Source organism: Rhizobium sp. Pop5 (genome assembly GCF_024721175.1).
Lineage (GTDB): Bacteria > Pseudomonadota > Alphaproteobacteria > Rhizobiales > Rhizobiaceae > Rhizobium.
In genome coordinates, this window is sequence record NZ_CP099399.1 from 2,211,909 (window position 1) to 2,238,273 (window position 26,365).

Consider the following 26,365-nt stretch of genomic DNA (forward strand, 5'->3'; position numbering starts at 1 on the left):
GGGGAGGGTTTGAACCCACGTCCCCGCAAATCCGGTCATTGCTCCTGCCCCGCGGACCGCATATTGCAGTCTCACCGATCCCGAGAGAAAGCGCATGCCGATCACATCCCTCAAACACGCCCTTCTCGCCGCCGCTGTCCTGCTGGCGGCAGCGGTCGCCTCCCTGCAGCAAGCCCACGCCGAGCCCTGTGCGCCCCAAACATTCGAAGGCGCGGATTATATCGTCTGCACGATGGATCCTGACAAAGCCGATCTGCGGCTGTTCTGGAAGAATGCAAACGGCGAGCCCTACCGCTATTTCTCGAGCCTCGCCGAAGCCCTTCAGGCCGGCGGGCGCAAACTCGTCTTTGCCGTCAATGCCGGCATGTACCGGCTGGATTTCTCGCCGCTCGGGCTCTATGTCGAGAACGGCAAGGAATTGAAGCCCGCCAACACGAGGACCGGTGGCGCCACCGGGGCGGTGCCGAATTTCTACAAGAAGCCGAACGGCGTGTTCTTCCTCGACAAGGACGGCGCAAAGATCCTGCCGACCGACGAGTTCTTGAAGCGCCGCCCGGCCGCGCGTTTCGCCACCCAGTCCGGGCCGATGCTCGTCATTTCAGGCGCGCTGAACCCGATCTTCATTCCCGGCTCGACCGACCGGACCCGCCGCGGCGGCGTCGGCATTTGCGGCGGCGCTGTCCGCTTTGCGATCAGCGAGGACGCGGTGAGTTTCCACGATTTCGCCCGGGTGTTCCGTGATCAGCTGCAATGTTCGGATGCGCTTTTCCTCGATGGCGGGCATGGCGTCGGGCTCTACGATCCGGCCCTTGGCCGCGACGACCGCTCCTGGCACGGCGGCTACGGCCCGATCCTCGGGCTCGTCGAATAGCGGCAGACGCGACGCGAGGCTATTGCATCACGCGAAGCACCGCGGAGCCCGTCGTGCGACGGCCTTCCAGATCGCGATGAGCTTCGACGACGTCGTCGAACGAATAGATGCGGCTGGGATCGACCTTTAGAACGCCCGCTTCTATTGCGGCGAAAAGGTCGGCGGCGGCTTCGGCGGTCTCGGCCGCCGTTACAACATAGTGATCCAGCCTCCCCCATGTGAGATGCAGGCTTTTGGCAGCAAGGACATAGGGATCGATGGGCGTGATCTCTCCGGATGCCTTGCCGAACTGGACCAGCGTGCCGCGGACTTTGAGAACGGCAAGGGAGCCGCGGAAAGTATCTTCGCCGACGGAATCGAAGACCGCGTCGACGCCAACCCCTCCCGTGAGTTCGAAGGTCCGCGCAACGAAATCTTCCGTGCTGTAGTTTATGACGTGATCACATCCAGCCTGGCGCGCAATCTCCGCCTTGCTTTGGCTGGATACGGTTCCGATGACGCGATAGCCGAGGGACTTTGCCCATTGCACGAAGATCTGGCCCACACCTCCGGCAGCGGCATGATAAACGATTGTGTCGCCTGTTTTCAGCGGCACGACATCCTTGATCAGATAGCGCGCCGTCAAACCCTTCAGGAAGCTCGCAGCCGCCTGCTCGTCGGAGACGCCGTCCGGAATGACCGCGAGGCGGTCGGCGGGATGCACGCCACGGGTAGCATAGGCGCCGGTGCTGTGGCCGAAAACAACGCGGTCTCCAACCTTCACCGATGTAACGCCGCGACCGACGGCCTCGACGATCCCGGCTGCCTCGTTGCCGATGACTGCTGGAAACGATGGAACCTCCATCGTGCCGCGCCTGAAATAGACATCGACAAAGTTGAGCCCGATGACCGTGTGGCGAACGAGCACCTCTCCATCAGCGGGTTCCGGAATCGGGATGTCTTCGAATTTCAAGACCTCCGGCGCGCCATACTGATGGATGCGCGCTGCTCGTGCTCTGATCGACATGTCAGTTTCCTCTAGGACGTAAAGCGCCACCCGGCTCGAGTGGCACCGCCAAAATCGGCGTGCTTGATATATTGATCATTTCCGTTCGCATGATAATCATACGGTCAACGAGAGCACCTTTCGGATTTTTCGAGAAATGGACACGCTGGACGCTCTACGTCTGTTCGTCGACATTGCGGAAGCGGGGAGCCTGTCGGCGGCGGCGCGACAGAACTCGGTCGCGACATCGACCGCTACGGTGGCGCTCCAGCAGCTGGAGCAGCAGGCCGGCACGACGCTGATCAGACGATCGACACGGCGCCTATCGTTCACGCATGAAGGACTGCAGTTTCTGGCGGATGCCCGGCGGTTGCTGGCCGATTGGGATGCTTCCATCGGCGGGATAAAGGAAGGCCCGCTACGCGGACCGATCAAGATGACGTCGACGGTCGATTTCGGCAGGAGCAAAATCGTCCCGGCGATCGACCGGTTCATGGAAATGCACCCGGGCATTTCCATAGATCTGCATATGTCGGATGCGCTCGTCGATCTTGTCGAACACAACATAGATCTGGCGATCCGAAACGGACCTCTGCGGGATTCCTCGCTGAAGGCGCGTCTCATCCTGCGCGGCCAGCGCGTCGTCTGCGCGGCGCCCTCATATTGGGAAACTCACGGCCTGCCGGCACATCCTGATGATCTTGCCGCCCACAACTGCCTGCTGGTATCGAGGCCGGCAACCCCGTTTTCGACGTGGCACTTCATCGACGACAGCAAGAAGATTTCAATCCGCGTCTCTGGAAATCGCGTCGCGAACGACGGCTCCGTCCTCAAGCGATGGGCTTTGAAAGCCTATGGCGTTTTCCTCACCCCCGTCTGGGATATCCGCGAGGAATTGGCCTCGGGCGCGCTGGTGACGGCGCTCGACCGGTTTCTGCCAGAGAGCGCCAATCTCTATGCGGTCACGGACGGCAGCGCGACCAGCCATCGTGTTCGAGCCTTGATCGACTTCCTGGCGGAGGAGTTTCATCAGGAGTAGCCAGACATCACTCTCAATTCCGCGTTTACAACACATCATCCAGGAGACCGGCCACCATGAAAGACGTCGTCGCTTTGGTAACCGGCGGTAGCCGCGGCATCGGCCGCGGCATTGCCCTTGCCCTGCTTGCCGAAGGCGCCACGGTCCATGTCACCGGCCGGACGCGCTTCGAGGCGGATGTGAAGACGCCCGAACACGCCGGCTCGCTCGAAGGGCTCGAGCGTGAAGCGGCGAAATTGCCGGGACGGATTTTCGTTCACCAATGCGACCACGGCAGCGATGCCGACACCGAGCGCCTGGCCGAAGAGATCCGCGCCGGCAACCGGCTCGATATTCTGGTGAACAATGCCTGGCCCGGCTACGAAAACATGGTCGAAAACGGTGATTTCACCTGGCCCCGGCCGTTCTGGGAGCAGCCCGCCTGGCGGTGGGAGGCCATGATCGGAACCGCTCTCAGGGGCGCCTTCATGATGTCGCGCGCGCTCGCTCCGCTGATGATTTCCACCAGGCGCGGCCTGATCGTCAACATTTCCTTCTGGGCGGGTCAGGTCTACGAGGGCAACACGATCTATGGCATCGCCAAGGCCGCCGCCGACAAGATGGCTGCGGATTTCGCCCATGAACTCCGCCCTCACAATGTCGCCGCCGCAGCGCTTTATCCCGGTCTCGTCCGCACCGAGGCGGTGCTGCGCAATGCCGAGTATTTCGACATGTCCAATTCCGAGTCGCCGCAATTCATCGGCCATGTCATTTCAGGCCTCTGGCGCGACCCCGCCTTGATGTCTAAATCCGGGCGCGTGCTGGTCGCGGCGGAATTGGCGCGGGAATACGATATATCAGATGTCGACGGCTACAGGCCCGTTCCGCTGACGGCGGCGGACTTTGCCCGAAACTGATATCCCCTCGCCGCCGACCGGGATCCGCCACGGATGCAACCCGAGCTTGAAAACGGTTGAAATTGCCGCGGCTGCGGCCGAAGGCGCCACACCTCCTCAGACGGCGGTTATGCTCTAGGGCATAAGCAGAATACTGCCCGCCGCCCTTCCCGTTTCCATCTCCTCATGGGCCCGGGCGACATCCGCCAGGGCGTATTCCGCGGCGATCTCGGCAACGATGCCCGTTTCCAGCGCCCGGATCGCCGCCTGCGCGGCGTCGCAATAGCGGCCGATATCGGAACACCAGGCCATGATGCTCGGGTGACAGAGCGACTTTCCCGGCCGAAGTTCTTCGACGGCAACCGGCGGAACCGGTCCGGCCGCCTGGCCGATGGTCACCGCGGTGCCGAAGGGCCGGACCGAGCGGATGGTTTTGAGAAGCATGTCGCCGCCAATTCCGTCATAGGCGACATCGACGCCGATCCCGCCGGTCAGCCGCTTCACCTCCGCGACGATATCTGCCTCCCGTCCGACGATCAGGTGATCCGCGCCATAGGAGGCAGCGCGCGAGGCTTTCTCGGATGTGCTGACGGTGCCGATCACCGAAGCGTTGAGGGACTTCGCCCAGCGAACCAGGATGCTTCCGAGCCCGCCCGCGGCCGCGTGGATCAGCACCGTGCTTCCCTCGCGGACATCGTAGATTTTTTCCAGCAGCATATAGGCGGTCATGCCCTTCAGCAGCGAACTGGCGGCCGTCTTGAAGGAAACCGCGTCCGGAAGCCTGATCACCTTCTCGGAAGCAATGTTTCTGGTGGAGCAATAGGCCCCAACCGGCGGCCCCGCATAGGCGACGCGGTCTCCCGGTTTGAAGTCGGTGACATCGGAACCGACAGCTTCGACGATACCCGCCGCCTCGACGCCGATCACCGCGGGATAGGACGGCAGCGGATAGATCCCCTGGCGATGATAAATATCGAGAAAGTTGGTCCCGATAGCCTCATGGCGGATTTTGATCTCGCCATTTCCGGGCGGATCGGAGCGCTGATCCTCGATGCGGAACTGGGCAACGCCGCCGGGCGCCTGCAGCAATATGATGCGATCTGTCATTGTGCCTCTCCATCGTTTGAGCCGAAAATATCGCCTGGCCACATGTGTGAAAATTCCCTATTGATTCCCAATCAATGGGAGAAAATTCACATATGGATTGGGATGACCTGCGGCATTTCCTGGCATTGGCGCAGGCCGGAACGTTCCTCGGCGCGGCGAAGCAGCTGGGGGTAGAACACGCCACGATCAGCCGGCGCGTCGCCTCTCTCGAAAAGAGCCTGGCGCGCAAGCTCGTCGACCGGCGCGGCCGCCGCCTGATCCTCACCGCCGACGGCGAAGAGGTTGCAAGACACGCAGCACTCGTTGCACAACAGGCCGCCGCGATCGAGCAGTTTGGCCGCAGCAGCGCCACGGAGACGCGCGGCCATGTCCGCATCAGTGCCCCTCCGGCTCTCTCGGCCGCTCTGCTGGCAAAACCGATTGCCGCCGTCAGGCATCGTCATCCCGGCATCGAGATCACTTTGGTGGGAGAAAAACGGCTCGCCTCGCTGAACCGGCGGGAGGCGGATATCGCCATACGCTTCTCCAGGCCGGAGGACGGCGACTATTCGATCATCAAACTCGGAGAAATCGCATTCCGGCTCTATGCGACGCAATCTTACCTCGAAAGCGTTTCGCCGGCGGACTGGACCTTCATCGGCTATGACGAGAGCATGAGCGCCTCCCCGCAGCAGATGCGCCTCCTCGAACAAGCCGCCGGCCGGCCCATCGCCATTCGGTCATCGGTCTTGGAGTTCCAGGCTGCCGCCGCCAGGCTTGACGGCGGTGTCGTCATGCTGCCGGATTTCGCGGTCATGGAAAGGGATTGCCTCCGACGGATCGATGACCAGATAGCCCTGACACGCGAGTTATGGCTGGTCGTCCACGCCGATATCAAGAATGTCCCATCGATCCGTGTCGTCATGGACGCGCTGAAGAAAGTCTTCGACATGTCGTCGATCCGCCATCCCTAGAATGTTCGGCGCAGCCGGCGAGTTTGCGCGGCTCTGAAATATCTCGCGGCGACAAATCGAAACTGCAGGAGGAATTTGCCGATGACGGAACATGCGGTCGTGATTTCTGGAGCCGGCCCGACGGGCCTGATGCTGGCGGGCGAGCTGGCGCTGGCGGGCATCGACGTCGCCATCGTCGAACGCCGCCCGGACCAAGAGCTTTTCGGCACGCGGGCCGGCGGCCTCAGCGCCCGCACGCTGGAGGTTTTCGATCAGCGCGGTATCGCCGACCGCTTCCTTGAAGCAGGACAGATCGCCCAGGTCACCGGATTTGCGGTCACGCGCCTCGATATCAGCGATTTCCCGACGAGGCACAATTACGGGCTGGCGCTCCGGCAGAAGCATATCGAACGCATTCTCGCCGGCTGGGTCGGCGAGCTCGCGGTGCCGATCTATCGCGGCCGCGACGTCACCTCTTTCGCCGAGGACGAGGCAGGCATCACTATCCAACTCTCCGACGGCGCCCCGCTCAGGGCGCGTTACCTCGTCGGCTGCGACGGCGGCCGCAGCCTCGTCCGCAAGGCGGCCGGCATCGCCTTCGAAGGATGGGATGCGACAACAGGCAATATTCTGGCCGAGGTTGACATGGAAGAGGAGCCGCCGCTCGGCGTCCATCGCACCGCCCTCGGCATCTACGCCTTCGGCCGGGAGGATTACGAAATCCGCGACGGCAAGGTCATTTTTGCCAGCGAAGGCCCGGTCGGCGTCATGGTGCCGGACGGCAATCCCGGTGCTGCGACCGAGCCTGATCTCGACGATCTCAAGCAAGCCCTCATCGCCGCCTTCGGCACGGATTACGGCATCCATGGCCTGAAGTGGATCTCCAGATTCACCGACATGTCGCGACAGGCGGCGGCCTATCGCAAGGGCCGGGTCTTCCTCGCCGGCGATGCCGCCCACGTGCATTCCCCGGTCGGCGGCCAGGGCCTGAATACGGGCGTGCAGGATGCCGTCAATCTCGGCTGGAAGCTGGCGCAGGTGGTGAAGGGATTGTCGCCCGACGCCCTGCTCGACACCTATCACACCGAGCGTCACCCGGTCGCTGCCCGCGTATTGCGCACGACGATGGCGCAGGTCGCCTTGCTGCGGACCGACGATCGCACCGAAGCCCTGCGCGATATCGTGATGGAACTGCTCGGCATGGACGAGCCCCGCAAACGCATCGCCGCCGAAATGTCCGGCCTCGCCATCCGCTACGACCTCGGCGAAGGCCATCCCCTCCTCGGCCGCCGCATGCCCGACCTCGATGTCGCCACATCGGACGGCCCCACGCGCGTCTTCACCCTCCTCCATGATGCGCAGCCGGTGCTCCTGAATCTCGGCCAACCCGGCACCCTCGACATCACCCCCTGGTCCGACAGCGTCAAGCTGGTTCATGCCAGGTATGACGGACCATGGGAACTGCCCGCGCTCGGCCCGGTCTCCGCGCCATCAGCAGTTCTGATCCGTCCCGACGGCTATGTCGCCTGGGTCGGCGACGGAACGCAGGATGGTCTAGAGGACGCGATGAGGACTTGGTTCGGACGGCCGGCGTGATCGCTCCCCCAAAGCAGCAACATTGCCTCCACCCTGGGACGTTGATAGGCACTCAATTTCATTACCCACGCGCCTTTGAGAATTTCAATAATATCCTCGACGACCTAACAGTACGTATGACTTTGCCCGCTATCATATTGGCTGGACTCGCCATCTGCGCCTTGCTGTTCATCGCCGCCATCGCAGCTTTCTTTCTCGGGCTGCGCCGCATGCTGCGACGGACGCGGCCTGACCAGTCCGTTCTAAGAGGTCTCATCATAGTTTTTGGTCTGGGCGTTCTCGCATCGCCCTTCATTGCCATGGAAATCGCGGAGCAAATCGACGTTCTCGCACACGTTCCCAAACCACTCGAATTTTCGGAGATCGAATACCGTCTGGAAGAATCTCGGAAGACCGGTTTCTTTGTCTATCGGCTGACCGATGAAAGCGCAGACTGGGCGCGCAAGCAGGGGAGCCAGCTGGGCGAAAAGCTTCTGGGAGCAAAAGGAACGTGGCGTGAAACGCCGGTCGACGACAGCAGCGACGAAAAAGCGACCTACCAATGGCATCCCTACGACCGTTACCCGGATCTGATGTCAGTAGACCGTCCTAAGTACCACCCTCCTACGATAATCGAATACCTGGAGAAGTACGGCTTCTTGATCACGATCGAAGACGGCCGCGATCGCGAAGCCGATCAATCGATCCGGTCAAGCGGATCCTTTTACTCCTATGGAGACGGCGGCAGTGTCACCATCGTTGATCCGGGTCGGGGCAAGGTCTATTTCGCCTACGCTCGATGATCAGTCGAGCGGGTCAAAACCCTGATCGGCGAAAAAGCAACTCAAGCTTGAACAGATCCGCGCGTGCGTTAGCCTGATCCCATCGCCGCCCGAGTCGGCTGGAACGATCCCGAGGATAGACATGACGGCTTTGATCGAGGCCCGGAGCGTCAGCAAGCGCTTCCGGCAGCACAGGCGATTTCCCGGTCTCATCGGCGCCTTCAAGACGCTTGTCACAAGCGAATATACCGAGGTCGTGGCTGTTTCCGACATCGGCTTCGACATCGAGGCCGGCGAGGCGGTCGGCTATCTCGGGCCGAACGGCGCCGGCAAATCGACGATGATCAAGATGATGACCGGCATTCTGGTGCCGAGCGACGGCACCGTCTCCGTGCTTGGGCGCACGCCGCATCTCTCCCGCATGGCCAATGCCCGCGAGATCGGCGTCGTCTTCGGCCAGCGCAGCCAGCTGTGGTGGGATCTACCGCTGATCGACAGCTTCACCCTGCACCAGCGCATCTACGATATCCCGGCCGCCCGTTATGCCGATAATCTCCGCCACTTCAGCGAGCTGCTCGATCTCACGCCCTTTCTCGATCGCGCCGTGCGCCAGCTCAGCCTCGGCCAGCGCATGCGCGCCGAGATCGTCATGTCGCTGCTGCACGATCCGAAGATCCTGTTCCTCGATGAACCCACGATCGGCCTCGACGTCGTCGCCAAGGATGCCGTGCGCCGCTTCCTCGCCGAGATCAACCGCGAGCGCGGCGTCACCATCATCCTCACCACCCACGACCTGCAGGATATCGAGACCATCTGCCCCAGGCTGATCATGGTCGATCACGCCAGGCTGATCTTCGACGGCGAATTGAAGAGCCTGCGCGCCGCCCTCGGCTCGGCCCGGCGGCTGACGCTGGAATTTGCCCACGATCCCGGCCCGCTTCTGCTCAACACCGCCTCCCTCGTCAGCGACGAAGGCCTGCGCAAGAATTATCTGATCGAGCGCGAAGACGTATCGCTGGTGAAAATCCTCTCCGAGGTCGGCGGCGATCGCGGCCTGAAGGACGTGGCGCTGCACGAGCCAGATATCGAGGAGGTCATCCGCACCTTCTACCAGCGCCGCAATGCCGAGCAGCGCCAGAGCGCCAAGGTCCGGGTGTCATGAGCGCTTACCTCGCCTTCGCGCGAAGCTCTTTCCATGCGCAGCTCGCCTATCGCAACGAGGTCTGGGCCAATATCTTCGGCAAGCTCGTACAGGTCTTCGCCCGCGTCGCCATCTGGCTCGCCGCCTTTGCCGGCATCGGCAGCAGCGTGGTCGACGGTGTCTCGCTGCAGCAGATGGTGACCTATGCGCTGCTCGGCGGCGCGGTGATGGGCGCCACCCGGCCGGAGCGGGTGATCAGCGAGATCGGCCGGTCACTGAAATCGGGCGATATATCGGTCTGGCTGCTGAAGCCCATCTCCTATCCGCTCTATCTCTTCGCCAATGAAAGCGGCTCTTTCTCCTATCGCCTGATGACCCAGGTGATCCCGACCATCGCCATCACAGCGCTGTTCTACGGCATGCTGCCGCCGGCAAGCCTGTTCGATGGGGTGATGTTCGCAGCCTTCTGGGCGCTCTCCTTCATCCTGACCTTCCTTATGTCGGCACTCCTAGGCCTCATCGCCTTCTGGCTGATGACGAGCTTCTCGCTGGATTGGATCCTCGGCGCCCTGCTGCAGCTCTTCTCCGGCCTGCTGGTGCCCTTCTGGTTCTTCCCCGAGCCCTTGGCGACGATCGCCCGCCACCTGCCCTTCGCCTGGGTGGTCTATTATCCCAATGCCGTCTATCTCGGCCGGCTTTCCCCAGCCGAGGTCTGGCTCCATTTCGGCCTCGGCCTGGCCTGGGCGGCCTTGTTCCTGGCCGGCGTCCTCTGGCTGTGGCGCTGCGCCTCCACCCGCATCACCGTGCAGGGAGGCTGACCCATGATCCTGCATCACCTCCGCGTCCTTCCGCTCCTGGTGCGCATGTATGTAAGATCGCAGATGGAATATCGCGGCGCCTTCTGGCTCGATCGCCTCGCCCAGATCCTCTCCTATGGCAGCGTCTTCGCCACCATTAGCATCCTGCTTTCCCGCTTCCAGACGCTCGGCGGCTGGAGCTGGCCGGAACTTGCGCTGCTCTACAGCTTCCAGCTGCTCGCCTATTCGCTGGGCGCGGCGATGAGCTTCACGCAGCTGCGGGATCTCGAGGAGCAGGTGCGCCTCGGCAGTTACGATACGCTGCTGGTCAAACCCTTCAGCCCCTGGGCCTATCTGATCTTTTCCGGCCTCAACATCGGCTATGCCGGCCACGTCATCCTCGCCGTGCCGCTGATGGTCTGGGCCGTACTGTCAGTCGATTTCGCCTGGTCCGTCCCCTCGGCGCTCTTCCTCATCGCAGCCCTTCTCAGCGCCACGCTGCTGACCGCCGCCCTCATCACCATGATCGGCGCGACCGCGCTGATCTGGGTGCGCTCCAACCACCTGTTCTCGATCTTCTTCGGCTTCTGGGAGTTGATGCGCTATCCCCTGAACATCTTCCCCGGCGCCATCCAGCTCACCCTGCTGACCGTGGTGCCGCTGGCGCTTACCAGCTCCGTTCCCGTCGGCGCCCTCCTCGGCAAACCCGTGCCCCTCCTCGGAGACTGGGCAGGCGCTGCAGCGCTGGCGGCCGGCCCGATCTGGGTGCTGCTCGCCATGGCCTATTGGCGCTATGCCAACAGCAGGTATCAGGGCGCGGGTGGGTGACGAATGAAGGGAACGGTGGCATGAAATTGCTGGATTTGCTGAAATCGATGATCGGCGTTCGCAAGCGGCAGGACGAGCCGGATGACGCGCCCAAAGACGGCGCGCCGAGCGAGGCTGCGATGCAATCGGCGGCCCTTCTCACGCTGCAGCAGATGCTCCGCCCCGCCGTCTTCGGCGAAATCGCCGGCGAAAGGCCCGAGAAGGACAACCGGGCGAGGAGCTGGTGGGGCGGAAACTTCCTTGGCGCGGAAGGCGAGACCGTGCCCGTCTGCGAAGCCTCCGGCCGGCCGATGCATCCGCTCCTTCAGATCCGGCTGGATGAACTTGCCCAGGCCCTGCCTGCCTTCTCGGGCATTGCCCTCATCACTATCTGGATGGACCTCGAAGACATCCCGCTTGGCGATGCCGAGAACGGCAGGGGCTTTGCCATCCGCACCTATCCCGAGATCGCCGGCCTCGTGCCGATCGGCCCCGGCTACCGGGAAGTCGACGCACTTCCGACCTTCCCCGTCTTGTGGCGCGCAAGCGCCCCAGAGCAGCCGAGCTGGGACGATATCGCCTTCGAACTTCCAGACAGCGTCGCACGATCCAACAATGCGGAATGGTTCTTCCAAAGCCGCTACGCCACAGAAGCCAACAAGCATCGCCTGACCTGCCCCGTGAAGCTCGGGGGCTGGCCGAGTTGGATTCAAGGCGAAAACTGGCCGACCGACGGCGAGTTCTGCCTTCAGATCGACAGCACCGACAAAGGTCGCTTCTACGTCGGGGATGCGGGATCGGTGTATCTGTTTCAAACGCCCGGCGGCTGGGCCATCAGGTCGGACTTCTATTGACGGATGCTCGTAACGAAGACGCCACCAGCTCCGTCCCCATCGGCGCCCTCCTCGGCAAACCCGTGCCCCTCCTCGGAGACTGGGCAGGCGCCGCAGCGCTGGCGGCCGGCCCGATCTGGGTGCTGATCGCCATGGCCTATTGGCGCTATGCCAACAGCAGGTATCAGGGCGCTGGCGGGTGACGAGTGGGGTTCCGGGGCGCTACACTCGACTCCGAGCCGTTACCACTACGGCCGTCACCATGACCGTGAAAAAGATGCTCGGGATGGAACATTTTCTTCGGGCTGAGTTTTGATCAGCCCCTGCGGATGATAGATTGGCGTAATCCTGTTGATGTGAAACCAAAAAAATGCGCCTGCTTATCGTAGAAGACAATGCCGAGCTCGCCGCCTGGCTGGCCAAGGCCCTCAAGCAGGCACAGTATACTGTTGATATCGCTGCCGACGGCCTCGATGCAGAGCATATGCTCAGTCTTGCCGCCTATGCGGCCGTCATCCTTGATCTCTCCCTGCCCAAACTGGACGGAATGACGGTTCTGAAGCAGCTGCGGCGCAGCGGCAACAAAGTGCCGGTCATGATCCTGACCGCCAACGCCAGCCTCGAGGGCCGCGTGGCTGGCCTTGATGGCGGCGCGGACGACTATCTCGCCAAGCCGTTTGAGATCGCCGAACTTGAGGCAAGGATCCGCGCCTTGATCCGGCGCGGGCACGACGTCGCAGCGCCACAGATTGCCGTCGGCGATCTGGTCCTTGATGGCGGTACAAGGCAATTTTTCCTTCGCGGCGAGCTGTTGCAACTCACGCCGCGCGAGCATGCAGTGCTCGAGCACCTCATCTTCAAGGCAGGTTCGACGGTGACGAAGACGTCGCTTTCGGAAGGTGTTTTTGGTTTTGATGACGTTGCCGACGCAAGCGCGATCGAAATCTATATTCACCGGCTCCGCCGCAAGCTTGAGGGCAGTTCGGTCCAGATAGCAACGCTGCGCGGCCTTGGCTATCTGCTCCGCAATGTTTGAGATTGGCAAGAAACCGCTCGCGGGACGGCTGCTTGGTTCCATCCGGCGGATTCGTCACAGCCTGCGGGCACAACTGGTCGCCTCAGTCGTCCTGACGCTGGCCGTTGCCATTTGCGTCAACCTCTATCTCAGTTTTCGCTCGGCGACTGCCGCCGCCCAACTCGTTTCCGACCACACCTTGCTGGCATCGGCGCGCGTCATTGCCGAAGCTGTTCGCGTCGATGAGAGCGGCACCGTCGAAGTTGATATACCGCCGGCCGCACTCGAGATGTTCGACACCGGCTTTGGTGATGAGGTGTTTTATCGTGTGATCACGCCGTGGGGGAACCTGATCTCCGGTTATGCCGATCTTTCATCGCCTCGGGTGCCGCTGAAGGGCGAAGACCTTACCTTTCGCGATCAAGGCGTTCGTGCCATTGCGCTGGAGCATCCGGTGGTTGGCCTTGGCGGCGACGGAACCATCTCCGTCACCGTGGCCGTCACCCATGGCAGCCAATACGCGATCCGGCGCCAGCTGTGGCTTTCGGATTTCAACAAACAGCTTGTGCTTCTTCTTCTGGCCGGGGTCGTTACCATCGTTGGCTTGCAGCGCGGCCTGTCGCCCGTGCTTCGCCTGCGAGACGCCGTGCGCCAGCGCAGCCGAGACCGGCTCGATCCTTTTCCGCCGGCCATGGTGCAGACCGAACTGCAGCCGCTCGTCCACGCGCTCAACGACCATATGGTGCGCGTGCAGAACCAGATGGCGGCGCAGCGACGTTTCGTCGCCAACGCCGCCCATCAATTGCGAACGCCGCTGACACTGATCTCGACGCAGGCGGCCGTCGCTGCGAGAGAGGCCGACAGTCTGCGACGCGATGAGGCGCTGCAAGCCCTGCAAAAGAGCACGCGACAAGTAACCCGGCTTGCCGGGCAGCTACTGACGCTTTCGAGAGCAGAGCCCGGCAGCCGTCGCCCTCGTGCCGATACGGTCGACCTGGCAGCGGTCGCCCGCTCCGTTCTTGAAAATGCCGCCGAAGAGGCTCTGAGGCGCAATATCGACCTCGGTCTCGACAACGACGACCCGGTTCGCGTGACGGGTGATGCCACCATGCTCGGCGAGATGGTGGTCAACCTCGTCGACAATGCCCTTCGATATACGCCGCCCGGCGGCTCGGTCACCGTTACCGTCCGTTCATCGCGCAAGACCGCGGTCCTGATCGTCGAAGATACAGGCCCTGGCATTCCCGAAGCCGAGCGTAAACACGTATTCGAGCGCTTTTACCGTGTGATGGGCATACAGGCGGAAGGTAGCGGTCTCGGGTTGGCGATCGTGCGCGAAGTGGTCGATGGTGCCGGTGGCTCGGTTGAACTGAGCGATCGCCCGGATGGCGGTTTGCTCGTTGCAGTGACATTGCCGCTCGGCGGAACGGCATAAAAAAGGCCGGGCACAAACACCCGGCCTTCATGCGTTCAAGCAATGTTTGGGAGGATCACTGAACGTCGAGGTGCTGCTGCGGCCGCCATTTGGCAAGCCGGTTCTCGATCAAGGTCATGATCGTCTCTGCGATCAGCGTGAAGATCATCACCAGGATGATTGCGGCAAACATGCCGGCCGCATCGAAGGTGCCCTTGGCGATAGAAATCAGCTGGCCGATGCCAAATCTTGCTCCGACGAATTCCCCGACGATGGCACCGATGATGGCAAAGCCGAAGGAGACATGCAGACTGGCAAAGATCCAGCTCATTGCCGATGGAACGATAACGGTCCGCGTGACCTGCCAGTCCGAGGCGCCGAGAATGCGGGCATTGGCGATCATGTTGCGATCGGCCTCGCGCACACCCTGGAAGGCGTTTGCGAAAACGACGAAAAACACCATGATGAACGCCAGCGCAACCTTCGACGGCAGGCCAAGGCCCATGATCATGATGAAGATCGGCGCCAGCACCACGCGCGGGATCGAGTTGATCGCCTTGATGTAGACGGAAAAGATATCCGAGAGGAACTTGTTGCGGCCAAGAGTGATGCCCACGACAACGCCTGCAATCGATCCGGTGAAAAACCCGATCAACGCCTCTTCCATGGTCACCCACAGATTGTACCAGAGCGAGCCTTCGGACGTGCCGTTGATGGCCCAGTCGTAAAGCCTTTCGACCACCGCGCTCGGGCTTGCATAGAAGAACGGGTCGATCCAAAGCATGTCGGAAGACAATTCCCAGAGGCCAAGGCTTCCGATCAGTATCGCAATCTGCCAGAACAGCACCGTCTGCTTGCGGTGCTTGATCGACTTCAATGCGGCGGCCTCAATTTCGGCATCGGATGTGCCGGCACGAAAGACGACGGATCCCGTCTCCATGGTGACATTTGCCATATCCAGAACCTCCCTCATGCCGCTTCACTGGCGCGGCGATAACTGGTTTCGACCTCATGCCGCAGGTCGTCCCAGATCGTTTTGCAATAGTCTATGAACTGCTGCTCGTAGCGAATTTCCGATACGACGCGCGGCCGCGGCAAGTCGATGGTGTAGACCGATTTCACGGTCGCCGGTCCGGCCGTCAGGACATAGACCTTGTCGGCAAGAGCGACGGCTTCTTCGAGGTCGTGCGTGACAAAAACCACCGATGCCTTGCGTTCGGCCCAAAGCCGCAGCAGCTCCTCGTGCATGACGGTGCGCGTCTGTACGTCGAGCGCCGAGAAGGGCTCGTCCATCAGCAGGATTTCCGGCTCGTTGATAAAGGTCTGCGCCAAGGAAACGCGCTTGCGCATGCCACCGGACAATTGATGGGGATAGTGCTGAGCGAATTTCGAAAGGCCGACCCGGGCAAGCCAGTCTCTGGCCGATTGTTCCGCTTCGCCGCGCGGTCTGCCGCGAAACAACGGGCCGGCCATGACGTTGTCGATGACGTTCTTCCACGGGAAGAGGGCGTCGGTTTGAAAGACGAAGCCGACGCGGGGATCAATCCCGGAAACCGCCCCCCCCATCAGACGGACTTCGCCGGCGCTCGGTCGTGCCAGGCCGGTGACGAGATTGAGCGTCGTCGACTTGCCACATCCGGTGGGACCGACGACGGCGACAAACTCGCCGCGCTCGACGGTCATGTTGAAGTCCCGAAGGGCCGTCAGCGACCTGCCGGTTGGTGATACGAAACGACGGCTCACATTGATCAGTTCGATCGCCGGATCCTGGTTCTTTTGCTTTGCCATGGGATATCCTCGCGCATGCCTGAAGGCGCGCATACGGGCGCTGTTCGAAGGAACGCTTCCGGCAAAGCCGGAAGCGCAGTGCCGAGCTCTACTTGACGTTCTTCACGAATTCCGTGGAGTAGGTTTTCGAAAGATCGATTTGCTTGCCCTTGACGTTCTTGGAGAACTCCGAGAGCACGGCAAGAACGGTCTTCGGACCATCTTCCGGCATGACGCCGTCAGGCGTGAACATGCCCTTGCCCGCGTCGAGCGCCTTGATGTAACCGTCCTTGTCGCCGACATAGAAGTCCTTCGGCATCTTTTCGGCAATCTCGGCGCCGGAATGGGTATTGATGAACTTCAGCGTTTTGACGAAGGCATTGGCAAGCTTCTGGGTTTCCTCCTTATGCGCATCGGCCCAGGCGGACTCCATGTAGAGAGACGCTGCCGGATAGGTGCCGCCAAGCGCCTTTCGGGTCGATTCGACCGTTCGCATATCGACGAGAACAGATGCTTCACCGGTCTTCAGAAGCCGCGAGATCGTCGGCTCCGTGGTCATGCCCGCCTGGATAGCGTCCTGCTGCATGGCAGCGATGAAGGTCTGGCCCGCACCCACCGGTACCGAAGTGAAATCGCCGAGTTTCAGGCCGTTTTTGACCGCCAGATACTGCGTCAGGAAATTGGTCGAGGAACCAAGCCCGGTCACGCCGAGGTTCTTGCCCTTGAAATCAGCCGGCGACTTGATCTCCGGATGTTTGCTGGAGACCAGCTCGACTTCGCCTGGCGCCTGGCTGAACTGGACGACGGATTCGACGAACTTGCCCTTTGCCTGAAGGTCGACGCAGTGGTCATAAAAGCCGACGACAGCCTGGACGGCGCCGGCAAGCAGCTGGTTTTCTGCATCGACACCTGCGGGCTCGTTGAGAAGCTCGACGTCGAGGCCTTCATCCTTGAAATAGCCCAGTGCCTCGGCAAGCTTTGCCGGCAAATAGATCTGCTTTTCGTAGCCGCCGACCATGATGGTAATCTTGTCAGCGGCATTGGCTGCACCTGCGGTCGCCATCGCCGTGCCAGCGATGAAGACGGAAATGGCAGCGGTGTGACGAAGTGCGCGCGTAAAACGCATGAAATTGATCCTCCTGATAACGTTCAGCATCGCCAATAGTCCACGAGGCCCGTGTCTCCTCCACGATGCGAGGGCGATACTAGCAATGCCTAGCTTTCAGTGAGCTTTCAGCCCTCGCAAAAATCGCCTGCGGGCGATGGGGGGTATTTTGGCGCTATGCCAACAGCAGGTATCAGGGTGCCGGCGGGTGACGGAGTGGGGCATCCCGGAACGGATGCCGGCTTCCGCTCGTCGCGCCGGCTCGCTGAAATGAATTTGAACGCTCCCTGCCGTGCAGCCCCCTCATCCGCCTGCCGGCACCTTCTCCCCGCTGGGGAGAAGAGGGATACCGCGATCTTGCCGATCCTCTCTCACCGTCGGAGAGATAGGCTGGGCATCGCCGCGAGTCTCTTCTCCCCTCGGGGAGAAGGTGCCGGCAGGCGGATGAGGGGGCTGCCGGTACGACCTTTCCATTATTGGTCGCCGGTCCGGACTCACCATCACCAGCGTGCCAAAACCAGCCACCCTAGACCTACGGCCGCATTTTTCAATCAGAAGGATGGGACCTTAGTCCAACTAGCCCCAATCGCTGGATGATTTAAGATCGAATCTGTCCTAGTCGGAGGACGCGAGGGAAGCCTGGCATTCGAGTTTGTGCGTTTGCGTAGGCCAGGCTTCCCCCCGCTTCACGGATCATCATCCGCCGGAGCACCCGCCCCGGTGAAGCCGTTCAGCCTTTGCTCTCGTTTTCACCGCCCGCCGACGGATTGTCCTTGCTGGGCCAGGTATATCGAAGCTCTTTCCAGGACTTCTTCCAGCGATATAACCAGGGGCACGCAAATTTCAGCAATTCCTCCTCAGAATCTCGCGGCACTCTTTGCTGCTCATCTTCCACGTGAACTCCAATCCCGCAGCCAAAGACAATCGGCACGCCGCGGCGGTTCACACCATACGACCGGAATGAAAGATCGAGAAGACGATGAGCACCGAGCGGCCTAAAGGCCCCTGCGGCCAAAGGTGGCCGCGTTGCGGCTCGGCAGGCGAGGCGCCGGCGAAGCTTCGATCCGGTCGGAACGCAGCGGAGCGGGCGGCGCGTCGAAGGTGGGATCGGCCGGGACGTGATAGTCGCTCGGCGTCAAGAGCAGGCCGAGGCCATAGGCGATGTTCACGGCCTTTACCAGCTTCGAGATAAGCTCGGTTGTCGCCCCTTCCGGCATCAGCAGCACAACAAGATATGCAATGATGCCGATTGCCAAAGACGCCGTCATCACGATGCGCGGGTCCCAGCCTATGTCGCGTATGCGCGCCGCCTGAGTGCTGAAGCTCATCCAAAGAGACAGCAATGCAGGGATCGCCAGGATAAGAAGCACGGCGCCTGCCCCTATGCCTTGCCTGCTCCCGGGCGCCGGCTTCATGATCCAGAAGCCAAGGACGATGATGCAGCCGAGAACGAGGTGTATCAGCACCGACGCGGCGAAATATTGCCGCCGTGTCAATCGCCCGCGAAACGTGAATAAACTATCCAGCATTTGCAACCCTCCGCTCGAAGCGGCAACACATCACACAACTTCTTCAAACCTTTGAATCAGATCGATAAAATGCAAGACAATCGCTCGGGCCGATCAAACCGCGCGGGTTTCGGAGACACCTCGCCTTAATCAATTCTCAAGAAAAAGGCCGGAAAACAGCCTGCGGTAGTGGAGGTTTTCAATGCCCAGATCGTTGTGGTTCTTCGTTTTCACGGCGGTCGTCTATTACCTCCAGCACATCCCCGGTATCGACGCCGTTCTGATGATTCTTCTGGCATCGATGTGGCCTATCATTGCGATCAATCTAGGTTTTGCCGGCATCGCCATTGAAGCGACCTCCGGCACCATAAGCCGCGCCTGGCTCTGCCTGCCGCTGTTGTATTTCGGCGGCAATCTGGTTCTCGCGGGTATAAGCCACTACCAGCTCTGGCAACTGGAACGGAGGGTGGAGGCGGCCAATACAGTGCAGTCGCTGCCATTCCCGTCGGGCGGCGCCCTGGTCGTCGATAGCACCCAGCCCGGGATCGGGGGACTGCCGGAGGGACTGATCGGCCGATACGATATCCCGGTGGTCTATCAAATATCAGATGCGCCAAAGGGAGCGTTCTCCTGGAAAATAACCGCGGGATCCCTATGCCAGACACGCTATCCGAAGAACGGGGCCGTGTTCGGCTATCTGGAAAACCACAAGCTGATTCATGGGATGTGCACTTATCGCCGCGAGGAGGCCCCGCCGCGCGATGCCGTCAAACTTGCCGCGAGCGCGCCGATAGCGCATGAAAGCTTTTTCCTCCCCTATGAGGAGCAGCGCATCACTATCACCGACGGCAGGGATCGTTCGATAGAGCTGATCTATGCGCAGGCCCGGCCCCTCACTTGGTTTCCCATGCCATTCGGCGGCTGCTTCCGAGGTCCGGGCGATGCAAAATCCGCCTGCATTTTTGAACCCTTGCGCGTGTTCGTAACGCCGGCGATCGGACCGATCGGAAACACGACAGACCTCGTGGCCTCTACCCTGAATCTGACCCCAAGCCGGGCGAGCACCCGCAGGCAGAGGATCGAAGCGGAGGCAATCCCGGCCGTCCTTCGGCCGGCGCTGCCGTTCTAAGCGAAGCGAAACCGGCCAGGCTTTCTCACCCGGCTGATGCGGCGGTAAATACCGCCAGCTGCGCCGCGAAAGCCCGCTGATACGCCGGCCGCGCTTCGCCGCGGGCGAGATAGGCCGAGAGGTTCGGATGTTCCGCCAACAGGTCCGATCCCTTCAGCCGCAGCAGCACCGAGACCATCTCCAGGTCTCCCGCGCTGAAGGCGCCGTCGAGCCAGTCGGCCTCGCCGAGGTGGGCGGAAAGTTGGCGAAGCCGCGTGCGGACGCGGTTTTCGAGGATAGGAAGCCTGAGTTCGTACCAGCTCTCGCCGCGCTCGAAAATCCTGGCCATCTCGCGTTCGACGACGACCGGCTCCATCGTGGTGACGGCGGCAAACATCCATGCGATTGCGCGCGCCCGGCCATTGGCATCCCCAGGCAGCAGGCCCGGATAGCACTCGGCGATATGCAGCACGATCGCCGCGGACTCGAACAGGGCGAGGTCGCCGTCCTCATAGGTCGGAATCTGCCCGAAAGGCTGGAGCGCCAGATGCGCGGGCGTCTTCATCGCCTCGAAGGAGAGAAGACGAACCTCGTATGGCTCGCCCACTTCTTCGAGCGCCCAGCGAACGCGCATGTCGCGCGCAAGCCCCCTGCCGCGATCGGGCGATTTTTCAAAGGCGGTAATGGTGATGGTCATTGTCATTCTCCATAGCTGGTCCCCCTTGAAGACGGCCGGCCAAACGGGATTCCGACATCCAATATAGTCTACTGTCTGAGTTCGCTCGACCTCCTGCCGGCCAACGGTTCGCCAGGGAAAGCATCGGTTAAGCATTCAGGGCCGACTAGGACCATAGACCAGACCGCTTCGGACCATCGCCCGATGTGCGAGTCGCGATCGCGGTCTAACCTCTCTTCTGCTTCAGCGAGTGCGCCCGTGGCTCAGCCCGCCAGCCTCGATTGTCGAGATTTTCATGCTTTGATTTGGAGAAAAACGATGCGGATAGCAATGGTGGCCCCCCTCTTCGCTCTGTCGCTGGCTCTTGCCGCCAGCCCGGCAGCCTTTGTCGGGTTCGACGCGGCCGCGCTGGCTAAGGACGGCGGCAATGGCGGCGGTAACGGTGGCGGCAATGGCGGCGGCAACGGCGGCGGCAATGGTGGCGGCAACGGCGGCGGTCACAGCGAAAACCATGGCGGCGGCAACGGGAACGGAAACGGCAACAGTAACGGCAACCAGGGCAGCGGCTCGAACCATGGCAGCTTCAAATCCGAAGACGGCGAACACGGCAATTCCGGCGAGGCCCACAACAAGTCCGAAAACGGCAAATCCGAAAACGCCAATTCGGGCAAGACAGTCACCAAGGAAAAGAACGTCTCCGCCCAGCTTGCCGGCCTGAATTCGCTCAATCGCAATTACAAGGCGCTGATGCACACCTCTGACCCGCGCATGGCCGCAATCTCGGCCTATGCCAAGGCCTACGCCCAGTACGAGATCGACAACGGGGTCGAGCCTTCGCCCGACGACCCGCTGCTCGGAGACGAGGCGCTCGAAGACGCGCTGGCATCGGCCACGAAGTCAGGCGAAATCAGCCCGGCCGCGCTCGACCGCGCCAAGACCATCCTCGGTGTCGGCGATGCCAATGGCAAGATCGACCAGATCCGCGAATCGCTCGAACATTCCGCCTCGGCAACGACGCAGGAATAGCGGCGCAGCGAAAGCCCTCCCGCGCCTGTGACGGGCGCGGCACCCTCTTGCGCTCCTCGTCCCGAGCGCAAGCCAAGGCCGGAGCCTCGAAGGACATGCCGTAACGCTGCGCCAGGCATCCACCCCAGCGCCGGCACCCTTCGAGGCCCGTGCAAGGGCACGTCAGGATGAGGCGGTGTGCCGTGGTCACCCCCCTCTGCCCTGCCGGGCATCTCCCCCACAAGGGTGGAGATTGGCTGGGCGAGATGGCTTCCCCAAACAATTGAAGCGTTGTGGTTATCGGTGCCCTTTGAGAGGGAGCGATGGTCAAGCTTCTTGCCGATCTCCACCCTTGTGGGGGAGATGCCCGGCAGGGCAGAGGGGGGTAACTCCACGGCAAAACCCTATCCTCATCATCCCAAGCCGACGTCCACCAACCCGACCTCAATTCCCTTTTCGCGGCAAGCCCACCCTGCCCTTCGGCAAAGCCCGCCCATCCTCCAGCAGGCGCAGAAGCACGTTCCTTTTTCTCTGGCGCGGGATGAGATCGATATCGCTGACGAGTTTTGCCCCGCCTTTGCGCCGCTCCAGCGTGATCTTGCGGCTGTGGAAGGCTTCGAGCTCGGCGCGATGCGCGACGCTGACGATGGTGACCTTCGGCAATTCCTCGATCACCGTCGCCATCATCTTGTCCTGGCTCTTTTCGTCGAGCGCCGAGGTCGCCTCGTCGAGCACGATGATATCGGGATTGTGCAGGAGCAGGCGCGCGAAGGCGAGCCGCTGCTTTTCGCCGCCCGACAGGGTCTGGTCCCAGGGCGCCTCTTCCTCGAGCTTGTCGTTCAGATAGTCGAGCCCGACCTTGTCGAGCGCCGCCTTGATCTCCTCCAGCGGCCAGCCGTCGGCGGCATTGGGATAGGCGACTGCGCGGCGAAGTGTGCCGGCGGGGATATAAGGCCGCTGCGGCAGCATGAACAATCGCCGATCGGCGTGGAAATCGACGCTGCCGTGGCCCCAGGGCCAGAGGCCGGCGATGGCGCGCACCAGCGTGCTCTTGCCTGAACCGGATTCACCGGCGACGAGCACCCGCTCGCCGGGTTCGATCTCCACCTGCGTTTCCTTGACCACGGCGGTGCCATCGTCCAGCGACACGGCAAGATCGTTGAGGCTCAGCATCGCCTCGCCCTTCGTTTCGCCATGCTTGATGCGCCCGAGGGCGTCGCTCTGTTCGGCGCGCTCCAGCCCGTCGAGCGACATCATCAGCGACGCCACGCGCCGCGCGCAGGCGTTCCAGTCGGCAAGGCGCGGGTAATTGTCAACAAGCCATCCGAAGGCGTTCTGGACGATGGCGAAGGCGGAGGCCGCCTGCATGACCTCGCCCAGCGTCATGCTGCCATCGAGAAATTTCGGCGCGCAGAGCAGCACCGGCACGACAGGCGCGATCAGCATCGAGCCATGCGACACGAAGGTCGTGCGCATATGCTGGTGAGCAAGCTGCGCCCATTGCTTCAGCACATTGCCGAAGGTCTTGTCGAGGTCGTTGCGCTCCTCCTCCTCGCCGCCGAGAAGGGCGATGCTCTCGCCGTTTTCCCGCACATGCGTCAGCGTATAGCGAAACTCGGCCTCCACCTGGTTCTTGACCTCGGAGACCTGCACGAAACGACGGCCGATGACGGCGATCGTGGTCGAGGTGATGACGGCATAGAGCACCGCCGTGACGACCAGAAAGCCGGGAATGGTGATGGTCGATCCCGCGATCGGCAGGGTCAGGGCGCCGCCGATCGTCCACAGCACCACGATGAAGGTCGAGGCCGACAGGAAGGCGGAGATGACGCCAGCGATGAAATCGACCGGCGATTCCGTCGCAATGCGCAAATCCTCGGAGATGCGCGCCTCCGGGTTCTTGTGATCGCCGCCGATGAGGTTCAGCTGATAATATCGGCCGTTTGCGAGCCAGCGGGCGATCAGCGCCGTTGTCAGCCACTTGCGCCAGCGCCGCTGGATCATCATGCGGACATAGACCTGGATGGTGACGAGGGCCACGCTTCCGAGCACCAGCGGCGGAAACACGGCGCCGAGGAAATAGACGGTGCCGGCGTCGTGCCGCTCGATGGCGTCGAATATCCCGCGGTTCCAGCGGTTGATGCCGTACTGGAAGCCGACATTCATGCCGATCATGACCAGCAGCCCGATCGAGCACGGCCAGGCAAAACCATCGCCGCCGCGCGACCAGTAGCCGCGCGCGCTGATCCAGAACCGCCTCAGCAAATATTTCTTGCGCGCCTGCTCCGCCTCCTCCGGCGTCAGGTCCTTGTCGGGTTCCATGCCTTCCGGCGGCGGCCCGGCCTCGACGGCCGATCCCTTCGCTTGGCGCGACTTCTCGGCACCTTGCGCATCGGCGCCGTCGACCGATTTCGGTTTCAATGTAAAGTCGGTCATGTCACCGACAACGGCTCAGAAATCGAAAGGTTTCATGATGCCGGTCTGGAAGATCGCTTTCGCTGGCTGATCGGGAAAATCAGGTGGTCGCGAGGGATCAATGCATTCATCACCCGCCAGCGCACCCGCCCCGCCCTTCGAGGCCCCTGGCGGGGCACCTCAGGGTGAGGCTCTCTCGAGCCTTGGCGCGACACACTCCAACGATCCTCATCCTTGTACGTTGCCGTTGCGGTATAATGCTCCTGTGCGACGGGGATGCGTGTCATCCTTGGGTTTCGAACTCGGACCTCAGCAAGCATCCCCGTCGCCATGTCTTCGCTCGAACGGTTGACTGGGCTTCGAGCCCGCGTGGCAAGGAGGAGCACCCCATGCATGTCCCGCAAGCTTTCATGGTCGGCATCGATGTCTCGAAGGCCCATCTCGACGTGGCCGTCGAGGGCAAACCCGCCGTCGCTCGCTTCGACAACGATGCGCCGGGCCAGACCGCGCTGGCGACGGCGATAGCCGGCGCCCAACTCGTCGTCGTCGAGGCCACCGGCGGCTACGAGATGGCAATCGTCAGGACGCTGATGGCCGCCGGCATTGCCGTCGCCGTCGTCAATCCCCGCCAGGTCCGCGACTTCGCCAGGGCCAGCGGCCGGCTGGCCAAGACCGACCAGGTCGACGCCCGCGTCATCTGCCACTTCGCCAGAGCGATGCGGCCGGCACAGATCCCCCATATCGACGACAGCCGCATCGCTCTGGCTGCCCTTGTCGCCCGCCGTCGCCAGCTCATCGACATGGCCGTCGCCGAGAAGAACCGCCTCGAACATGCCCCGCAAGCCGTTGCCGCGCTGATCGGCGAGACCATCGCCGCCCTCAAGGCCCAGCTTGCCCGTGTCGATGCCGCCATCGCGCTCGCCATCGATGCCCAACCCGACATTGCCGCACGCCGCGATCTGCTGCTGACCGTGCCCGGTATCGGCGAGGTCAGCGCCGCCGTGCTCATCGCCGAACTGCCCGAACTCGGCGCCATCGACGACAAGAAGCTCGCCGCCCTCGTCGGCGTCGCCCCGATCGCCCACGACAGCGGTACCTGGCGCGGCCAGCGCCATATCGCCGGCGGCCGCGCCACCGTCAGATGCGCCCTCTATATGGCAACCTTGTCGGCCATCCGCTGCAGCCCGGCCATCAAGGCCTTCCACAAAAGACTGCGCGACGCCGGCAAGCCACCCAAGGTCGCCATCGTCGCCGCCATGCGAAAATTCATCATCATGATCAACACAATCCTCAAAAGACAAACGCCATGGAGCGAGCCGCAACAACACGGTTGCTGAGGTGCGTAGGCCGAAGGCCGGAGCCTCGAAGGACACGCGCAACGCTGCCTCTTGCAGCCGCGACAGCAAGAAAATCAGGACCGAAACCGCAAATTCCGCCGCGTCAGCTGGCTGACCGAGGTGGCGCCCATCAGCTTCATGCCGCGCTCGAGCTCGGTGCGCATCGTCTCCAGCGCGCGCTCGACGCCCGGCTGTCCGGCCGCTGCCAGGGGGAAGAGATAGTACCGGCCGAGGCCGACGGCCTTCGCCCCCAGCGACAGGGCTTTGAGAACATGCGTTCCCCGCTGCACGCCGCCATCCATCATCACGTCGATCCGGTCGCCGACGGCATCGACGATCTCGGCGAGCTGATCGAAGGCGCTGCGCGAACCGTCCAGCTGGCGCCCGCCGTGGTTGGAAAGCACGATGCCGGTGCAGCCGATCTCGACCGCGCGCTTGGCGTCTTCCACCGACATGATTCCCTTCAGGCAGAATTGCCCGCCCCAGGCCTGCACCATGTCAGCTACGTCGTTCCACGACATGGAGGGGTCGAGCATTTCGGTGAAATAGCGGCTGATCGACAGCGCGCCGCCGTCCATCTTCACGTGGCTTTCGAGCTGCGGCAGGGCGAAGCGCTCATGCGTCAGCCAGCCGATCGCCCAGGAGGGCTTGATCGCGAATTGCGTCATGCCGGCAAGATTGAGCTTGAACGGAATGGAAAAACCGGTGCGCTTGTCGCGCTCGCGGTTGCCGCCGGTGATGCTGTCCACCGTCAGCATCATCGCCTGCACGCCTGCCGTCTTCGCCCGCGCCATCATTTCGCGGTTCAGCCCGCGATCCTTGTGGAAATAGAACTGATAGACCTGCGGCCCGCTGCTGATCTGCCGAGCCTCTTCCAGGCTGATCGTGCCGAGCGAGGAAACGCCGAACATCGTGCCGTATTTTGCGGCCGCAGCCGCCACCGCCCGCTCCCCCTGATGGTGAAACAGCCGCTGCAGCGCCGTCGGCGAGCAATAGACCGGCATGGCAAGCTTCTGCCCCATGACAGTCACCGACATATCGACATCGGCCACCCCTCTGAGAACATCGGGCACCAGATCGCAATTATCGAAGGCCGCCGTATTGCGCCGATACGTCACCTCGTCATCGGCCGCCCCATCGATATAATCGAAGATCGGCCCGGGAAGACGCTGTTTGGCCATGCGCCGAAAATCGTGGAAATTGTAGCAGTCCTGAAGGCGCATCTTTGCTCGACCCGTTGTTTTTCGGGCCGCAACCTAATTCAAGATTCG

At 62.2% G+C, this 26,365-nt stretch carries 24 protein-coding genes and 1 pseudogene; 16 read left to right on the forward strand and 9 right to left on the reverse strand.

The annotated features are described in order from the left end of the window. The first annotated feature begins 100 nt into the window (after positions 1-100). Entirely contained in the window at positions 101-871 is a 771-nt protein-coding gene (locus NE852_RS13225) for a phosphodiester glycosidase family protein (RefSeq protein ID WP_037175268.1), read from the forward strand. A 19-nt stretch (positions 872-890) separates the two neighbouring features. Here the strand turns inward: NE852_RS13225 and NE852_RS13230 are convergent, their stop codons facing one another. Then, positions 891-1,877, reverse strand: a complete 987-nt coding sequence (locus NE852_RS13230) for a quinone oxidoreductase (protein WP_008535672.1) — start codon at positions 1,875-1,877, stop codon at positions 891-893. A 136-nt stretch (positions 1,878-2,013) separates the two neighbouring features. Here NE852_RS13230 and NE852_RS13235 point away from each other — a divergent pair, with 136 nt between their 5' ends. Both NE852_RS13235 and NE852_RS13240 read left to right on the forward strand, forming a co-directional pair. Beyond that, on the forward strand, positions 2,014-2,895 hold the full coding sequence (locus tag NE852_RS13235; RefSeq protein WP_008535673.1) for a LysR family transcriptional regulator: 882 nt from the start codon (positions 2,014-2,016) through the stop codon (positions 2,893-2,895). Positions 2,896-2,951: 56 nt separating this feature from the next. Next, positions 2,952-3,791, forward strand: a complete 840-nt coding sequence (locus NE852_RS13240; RefSeq protein WP_008535674.1) for an SDR family NAD(P)-dependent oxidoreductase — start codon at positions 2,952-2,954, stop codon at positions 3,789-3,791. A 114-nt stretch (positions 3,792-3,905) separates the two neighbouring features. Here the strand turns inward: NE852_RS13240 and NE852_RS13245 are convergent, their stop codons facing one another. After that, a complete protein-coding gene (locus tag NE852_RS13245) occupies positions 3,906-4,877 on the reverse strand; it encodes a quinone oxidoreductase (RefSeq protein ID WP_258155649.1) in 972 nt (323 codons plus the stop codon). 92 nt (positions 4,878-4,969) lie between these two features. Here NE852_RS13245 and NE852_RS13250 point away from each other — a divergent pair, with 92 nt between their 5' ends. The 10 genes and pseudogenes from NE852_RS13250 (at position 4,970) to NE852_RS13295 (ending at position 14,194) form a co-directional block, all read left to right on the forward strand. Continuing rightward, positions 4,970-5,830, forward strand: a complete 861-nt coding sequence (locus NE852_RS13250) for a LysR family transcriptional regulator (RefSeq protein WP_008535677.1) — start codon at positions 4,970-4,972, stop codon at positions 5,828-5,830. An 81-nt stretch (positions 5,831-5,911) separates the two neighbouring features. Next, the gene (locus tag NE852_RS13255; RefSeq protein WP_258155650.1) at positions 5,912-7,405 is read left to right on the forward strand and encodes an FAD-dependent monooxygenase; all 1,494 of its coding nucleotides are present in this window, start codon (positions 5,912-5,914) and stop codon (positions 7,403-7,405) included. Further along, entirely contained in the window at positions 7,402-8,187 is a 786-nt protein-coding gene (locus tag NE852_RS13260; RefSeq protein WP_245270839.1) for a hypothetical protein, read from the forward strand. The genes NE852_RS13255 and NE852_RS13260 overlap by 4 nt, the downstream gene beginning before the upstream one ends. A gap of 121 nt (positions 8,188-8,308) precedes the next feature. Then, positions 8,309-9,328, forward strand: a complete 1,020-nt coding sequence (locus NE852_RS13265) for an ATP-binding cassette domain-containing protein (RefSeq protein WP_258155651.1) — start codon at positions 8,309-8,311, stop codon at positions 9,326-9,328. Further along, a complete protein-coding gene (locus NE852_RS13270) occupies positions 9,325-10,125 on the forward strand; it encodes an ABC-2 family transporter protein (RefSeq protein WP_258155652.1) in 801 nt (266 codons plus the stop codon). Before NE852_RS13265 ends, NE852_RS13270 begins: the two co-directional genes overlap by 4 nt. A gap of 3 nt (positions 10,126-10,128) precedes the next feature. Further along, complete coding sequence (locus NE852_RS13275) at positions 10,129-10,932, forward strand: ABC transporter permease (RefSeq protein WP_258155653.1); 804 nt, start codon at positions 10,129-10,131, stop codon at positions 10,930-10,932. A gap of 20 nt (positions 10,933-10,952) precedes the next feature. After that, positions 10,953-11,765 carry a YwqG family protein gene (locus NE852_RS13280; RefSeq protein WP_258155654.1) on the forward strand — a complete coding sequence of 271 codons (813 nt, stop codon included), beginning with the start codon at positions 10,953-10,955 and terminating at the stop codon, positions 11,763-11,765. Positions 11,766-11,788: 23 nt separating this feature from the next. Next, positions 11,789-11,947: pseudogene (locus NE852_RS13285) on the forward strand (ABC transporter permease); the annotation flags it as partial. Between the two features lie 167 nt (positions 11,948-12,114). Beyond that, positions 12,115-12,780, forward strand: a complete 666-nt coding sequence (locus NE852_RS13290; RefSeq protein WP_008535703.1) for a response regulator — start codon at positions 12,115-12,117, stop codon at positions 12,778-12,780. After that, positions 12,773-14,194, forward strand: a complete 1,422-nt coding sequence (locus tag NE852_RS13295; RefSeq protein WP_008535705.1) for a sensor histidine kinase — start codon at positions 12,773-12,775, stop codon at positions 14,192-14,194. Before NE852_RS13290 ends, NE852_RS13295 begins: the two co-directional genes overlap by 8 nt. 55 nt (positions 14,195-14,249) lie before the next feature. On the opposite strand, the gene NE852_RS13300 is transcribed toward NE852_RS13295, so the two are convergent. The 4 genes from NE852_RS13300 to NE852_RS13315 form a co-directional block, all read right to left on the reverse strand. Beyond that, a complete protein-coding gene (locus tag NE852_RS13300) occupies positions 14,250-15,128 on the reverse strand; it encodes an ABC transporter permease (RefSeq protein WP_008535707.1) in 879 nt (292 codons plus the stop codon). 14 nt (positions 15,129-15,142) lie between these two features. Further along, positions 15,143-15,961 carry an ABC transporter ATP-binding protein gene (locus NE852_RS13305; RefSeq protein WP_008535709.1) on the reverse strand — a complete coding sequence of 273 codons (819 nt, stop codon included), beginning with the start codon at positions 15,959-15,961 and terminating at the stop codon, positions 15,143-15,145. An 88-nt stretch (positions 15,962-16,049) separates the two neighbouring features. Then, positions 16,050-17,066, reverse strand: a complete 1,017-nt coding sequence (locus tag NE852_RS13310; protein ID WP_008535711.1) for an ABC transporter substrate-binding protein — start codon at positions 17,064-17,066, stop codon at positions 16,050-16,052. Positions 17,067-18,040: 974 nt separating this feature from the next. Further along, positions 18,041-18,574: a DUF805 domain-containing protein gene (locus tag NE852_RS13315; protein WP_008535712.1), complete on the reverse strand. Its 534-nt coding sequence runs from the start codon at positions 18,572-18,574 to the stop codon at positions 18,041-18,043. 181 nt (positions 18,575-18,755) lie between these two features. Here NE852_RS13315 and NE852_RS13320 point away from each other — a divergent pair, with 181 nt between their 5' ends. After that, positions 18,756-19,682, forward strand: coding sequence for a hypothetical protein (locus NE852_RS13320; RefSeq protein ID WP_037175280.1), 927 nt, complete (start codon positions 18,756-18,758; stop codon positions 19,680-19,682). 25 nt (positions 19,683-19,707) lie between these two features. Here the strand turns inward: NE852_RS13320 and NE852_RS13325 are convergent, their stop codons facing one another. After that, positions 19,708-20,358, reverse strand: a complete 651-nt coding sequence (locus tag NE852_RS13325; RefSeq protein WP_258155655.1) for a glutathione S-transferase family protein — start codon at positions 20,356-20,358, stop codon at positions 19,708-19,710. Positions 20,359-20,655: 297 nt separating this feature from the next. On the opposite strand from NE852_RS13325, the gene NE852_RS13330 reads away from it, so the two are divergent. Then, positions 20,656-21,363 (forward strand): hypothetical protein, encoded by a 708-nt coding sequence (locus NE852_RS13330; RefSeq protein ID WP_037175282.1) that lies wholly within the window; start codon positions 20,656-20,658, stop codon positions 21,361-21,363. A gap of 423 nt (positions 21,364-21,786) precedes the next feature. On the opposite strand, the gene NE852_RS13335 is transcribed toward NE852_RS13330, so the two are convergent. Next, positions 21,787-23,778 carry an ABC transporter ATP-binding protein/permease gene (locus NE852_RS13335; protein WP_258155656.1) on the reverse strand — a complete coding sequence of 664 codons (1,992 nt, stop codon included), beginning with the start codon at positions 23,776-23,778 and terminating at the stop codon, positions 21,787-21,789. Between the two features lie 368 nt (positions 23,779-24,146). Here NE852_RS13335 and NE852_RS13340 point away from each other — a divergent pair, with 368 nt between their 5' ends. After that, the gene (locus NE852_RS13340) at positions 24,147-25,094 is read left to right on the forward strand and encodes an IS110 family transposase (RefSeq protein WP_008534962.1); all 948 of its coding nucleotides are present in this window, start codon (positions 24,147-24,149) and stop codon (positions 25,092-25,094) included. A gap of 74 nt (positions 25,095-25,168) precedes the next feature. Here NE852_RS13340 and NE852_RS13345 read toward each other — a convergent pair whose 3' ends face one another. Then, positions 25,169-26,317, reverse strand: a complete 1,149-nt coding sequence (locus NE852_RS13345) for an alpha-hydroxy acid oxidase (protein ID WP_008535731.1) — start codon at positions 26,315-26,317, stop codon at positions 25,169-25,171. Between the last annotated feature and the right edge of the window lie 48 nt (positions 26,318-26,365).

What these genes read in the sequence shown, in the direction of transcription:
- NE852_RS13250 (WP_008535677.1), top strand. Translation starts at nt 4,970, where the DNA reads ATGGATTGGGATGACCTGCGGCATTTCCTGGCATTGGCGCAGGCCGGA.
- NE852_RS13325 (WP_258155655.1), bottom strand. Translation starts at nt 20,358, where the DNA reads ATGACCATCACCATTACCGCCTTTGAAAAATCGCCCGATCGCGGCAGG.
- NE852_RS13265 (WP_258155651.1), top strand. Translation starts at nt 8,309, where the DNA reads ATGACGGCTTTGATCGAGGCCCGGAGCGTCAGCAAGCGCTTCCGGCAG.
- NE852_RS13255 (WP_258155650.1), top strand. Translation starts at nt 5,912, where the DNA reads ATGACGGAACATGCGGTCGTGATTTCTGGAGCCGGCCCGACGGGCCTG.
- NE852_RS13340 (WP_008534962.1), top strand. Translation starts at nt 24,147, where the DNA reads ATGCATGTCCCGCAAGCTTTCATGGTCGGCATCGATGTCTCGAAGGCC.
- NE852_RS13235 (WP_008535673.1), top strand. Translation starts at nt 2,014, where the DNA reads ATGGACACGCTGGACGCTCTACGTCTGTTCGTCGACATTGCGGAAGCG.
- NE852_RS13280 (WP_258155654.1), top strand. Translation starts at nt 10,953, where the DNA reads ATGAAATTGCTGGATTTGCTGAAATCGATGATCGGCGTTCGCAAGCGG.
- NE852_RS13270 (WP_258155652.1), top strand. Translation starts at nt 9,325, where the DNA reads ATGAGCGCTTACCTCGCCTTCGCGCGAAGCTCTTTCCATGCGCAGCTC.
- NE852_RS13320 (WP_037175280.1), top strand. Translation starts at nt 18,756, where the DNA reads ATGCCCAGATCGTTGTGGTTCTTCGTTTTCACGGCGGTCGTCTATTAC.
- NE852_RS13245 (WP_258155649.1), bottom strand. Translation starts at nt 4,877, where the DNA reads ATGACAGATCGCATCATATTGCTGCAGGCGCCCGGCGGCGTTGCCCAG.
- NE852_RS13305 (WP_008535709.1), bottom strand. Translation starts at nt 15,961, where the DNA reads ATGGCAAAGCAAAAGAACCAGGATCCGGCGATCGAACTGATCAATGTG.
- NE852_RS13335 (WP_258155656.1), bottom strand. Translation starts at nt 23,778, where the DNA reads ATGACCGACTTTACATTGAAACCGAAATCGGTCGACGGCGCCGATGCG.
- NE852_RS13300 (WP_008535707.1), bottom strand. Translation starts at nt 15,128, where the DNA reads ATGGCAAATGTCACCATGGAGACGGGATCCGTCGTCTTTCGTGCCGGC.
- NE852_RS13345 (WP_008535731.1), bottom strand. Translation starts at nt 26,317, where the DNA reads ATGCGCCTTCAGGACTGCTACAATTTCCACGATTTTCGGCGCATGGCC.
- NE852_RS13230 (WP_008535672.1), bottom strand. Translation starts at nt 1,877, where the DNA reads ATGTCGATCAGAGCACGAGCAGCGCGCATCCATCAGTATGGCGCGCCG.
- NE852_RS13330 (WP_037175282.1), top strand. Translation starts at nt 20,656, where the DNA reads ATGCGGATAGCAATGGTGGCCCCCCTCTTCGCTCTGTCGCTGGCTCTT.
- NE852_RS13295 (WP_008535705.1), top strand. Translation starts at nt 12,773, where the DNA reads ATGTTTGAGATTGGCAAGAAACCGCTCGCGGGACGGCTGCTTGGTTCC.
- NE852_RS13310 (WP_008535711.1), bottom strand. Translation starts at nt 17,066, where the DNA reads ATGCGTTTTACGCGCGCACTTCGTCACACCGCTGCCATTTCCGTCTTC.
- NE852_RS13275 (WP_258155653.1), top strand. Translation starts at nt 10,129, where the DNA reads ATGATCCTGCATCACCTCCGCGTCCTTCCGCTCCTGGTGCGCATGTAT.
- NE852_RS13290 (WP_008535703.1), top strand. Translation starts at nt 12,115, where the DNA reads ATGCGCCTGCTTATCGTAGAAGACAATGCCGAGCTCGCCGCCTGGCTG.
- NE852_RS13240 (WP_008535674.1), top strand. Translation starts at nt 2,952, where the DNA reads ATGAAAGACGTCGTCGCTTTGGTAACCGGCGGTAGCCGCGGCATCGGC.
- NE852_RS13315 (WP_008535712.1), bottom strand. Translation starts at nt 18,574, where the DNA reads ATGCTGGATAGTTTATTCACGTTTCGCGGGCGATTGACACGGCGGCAA.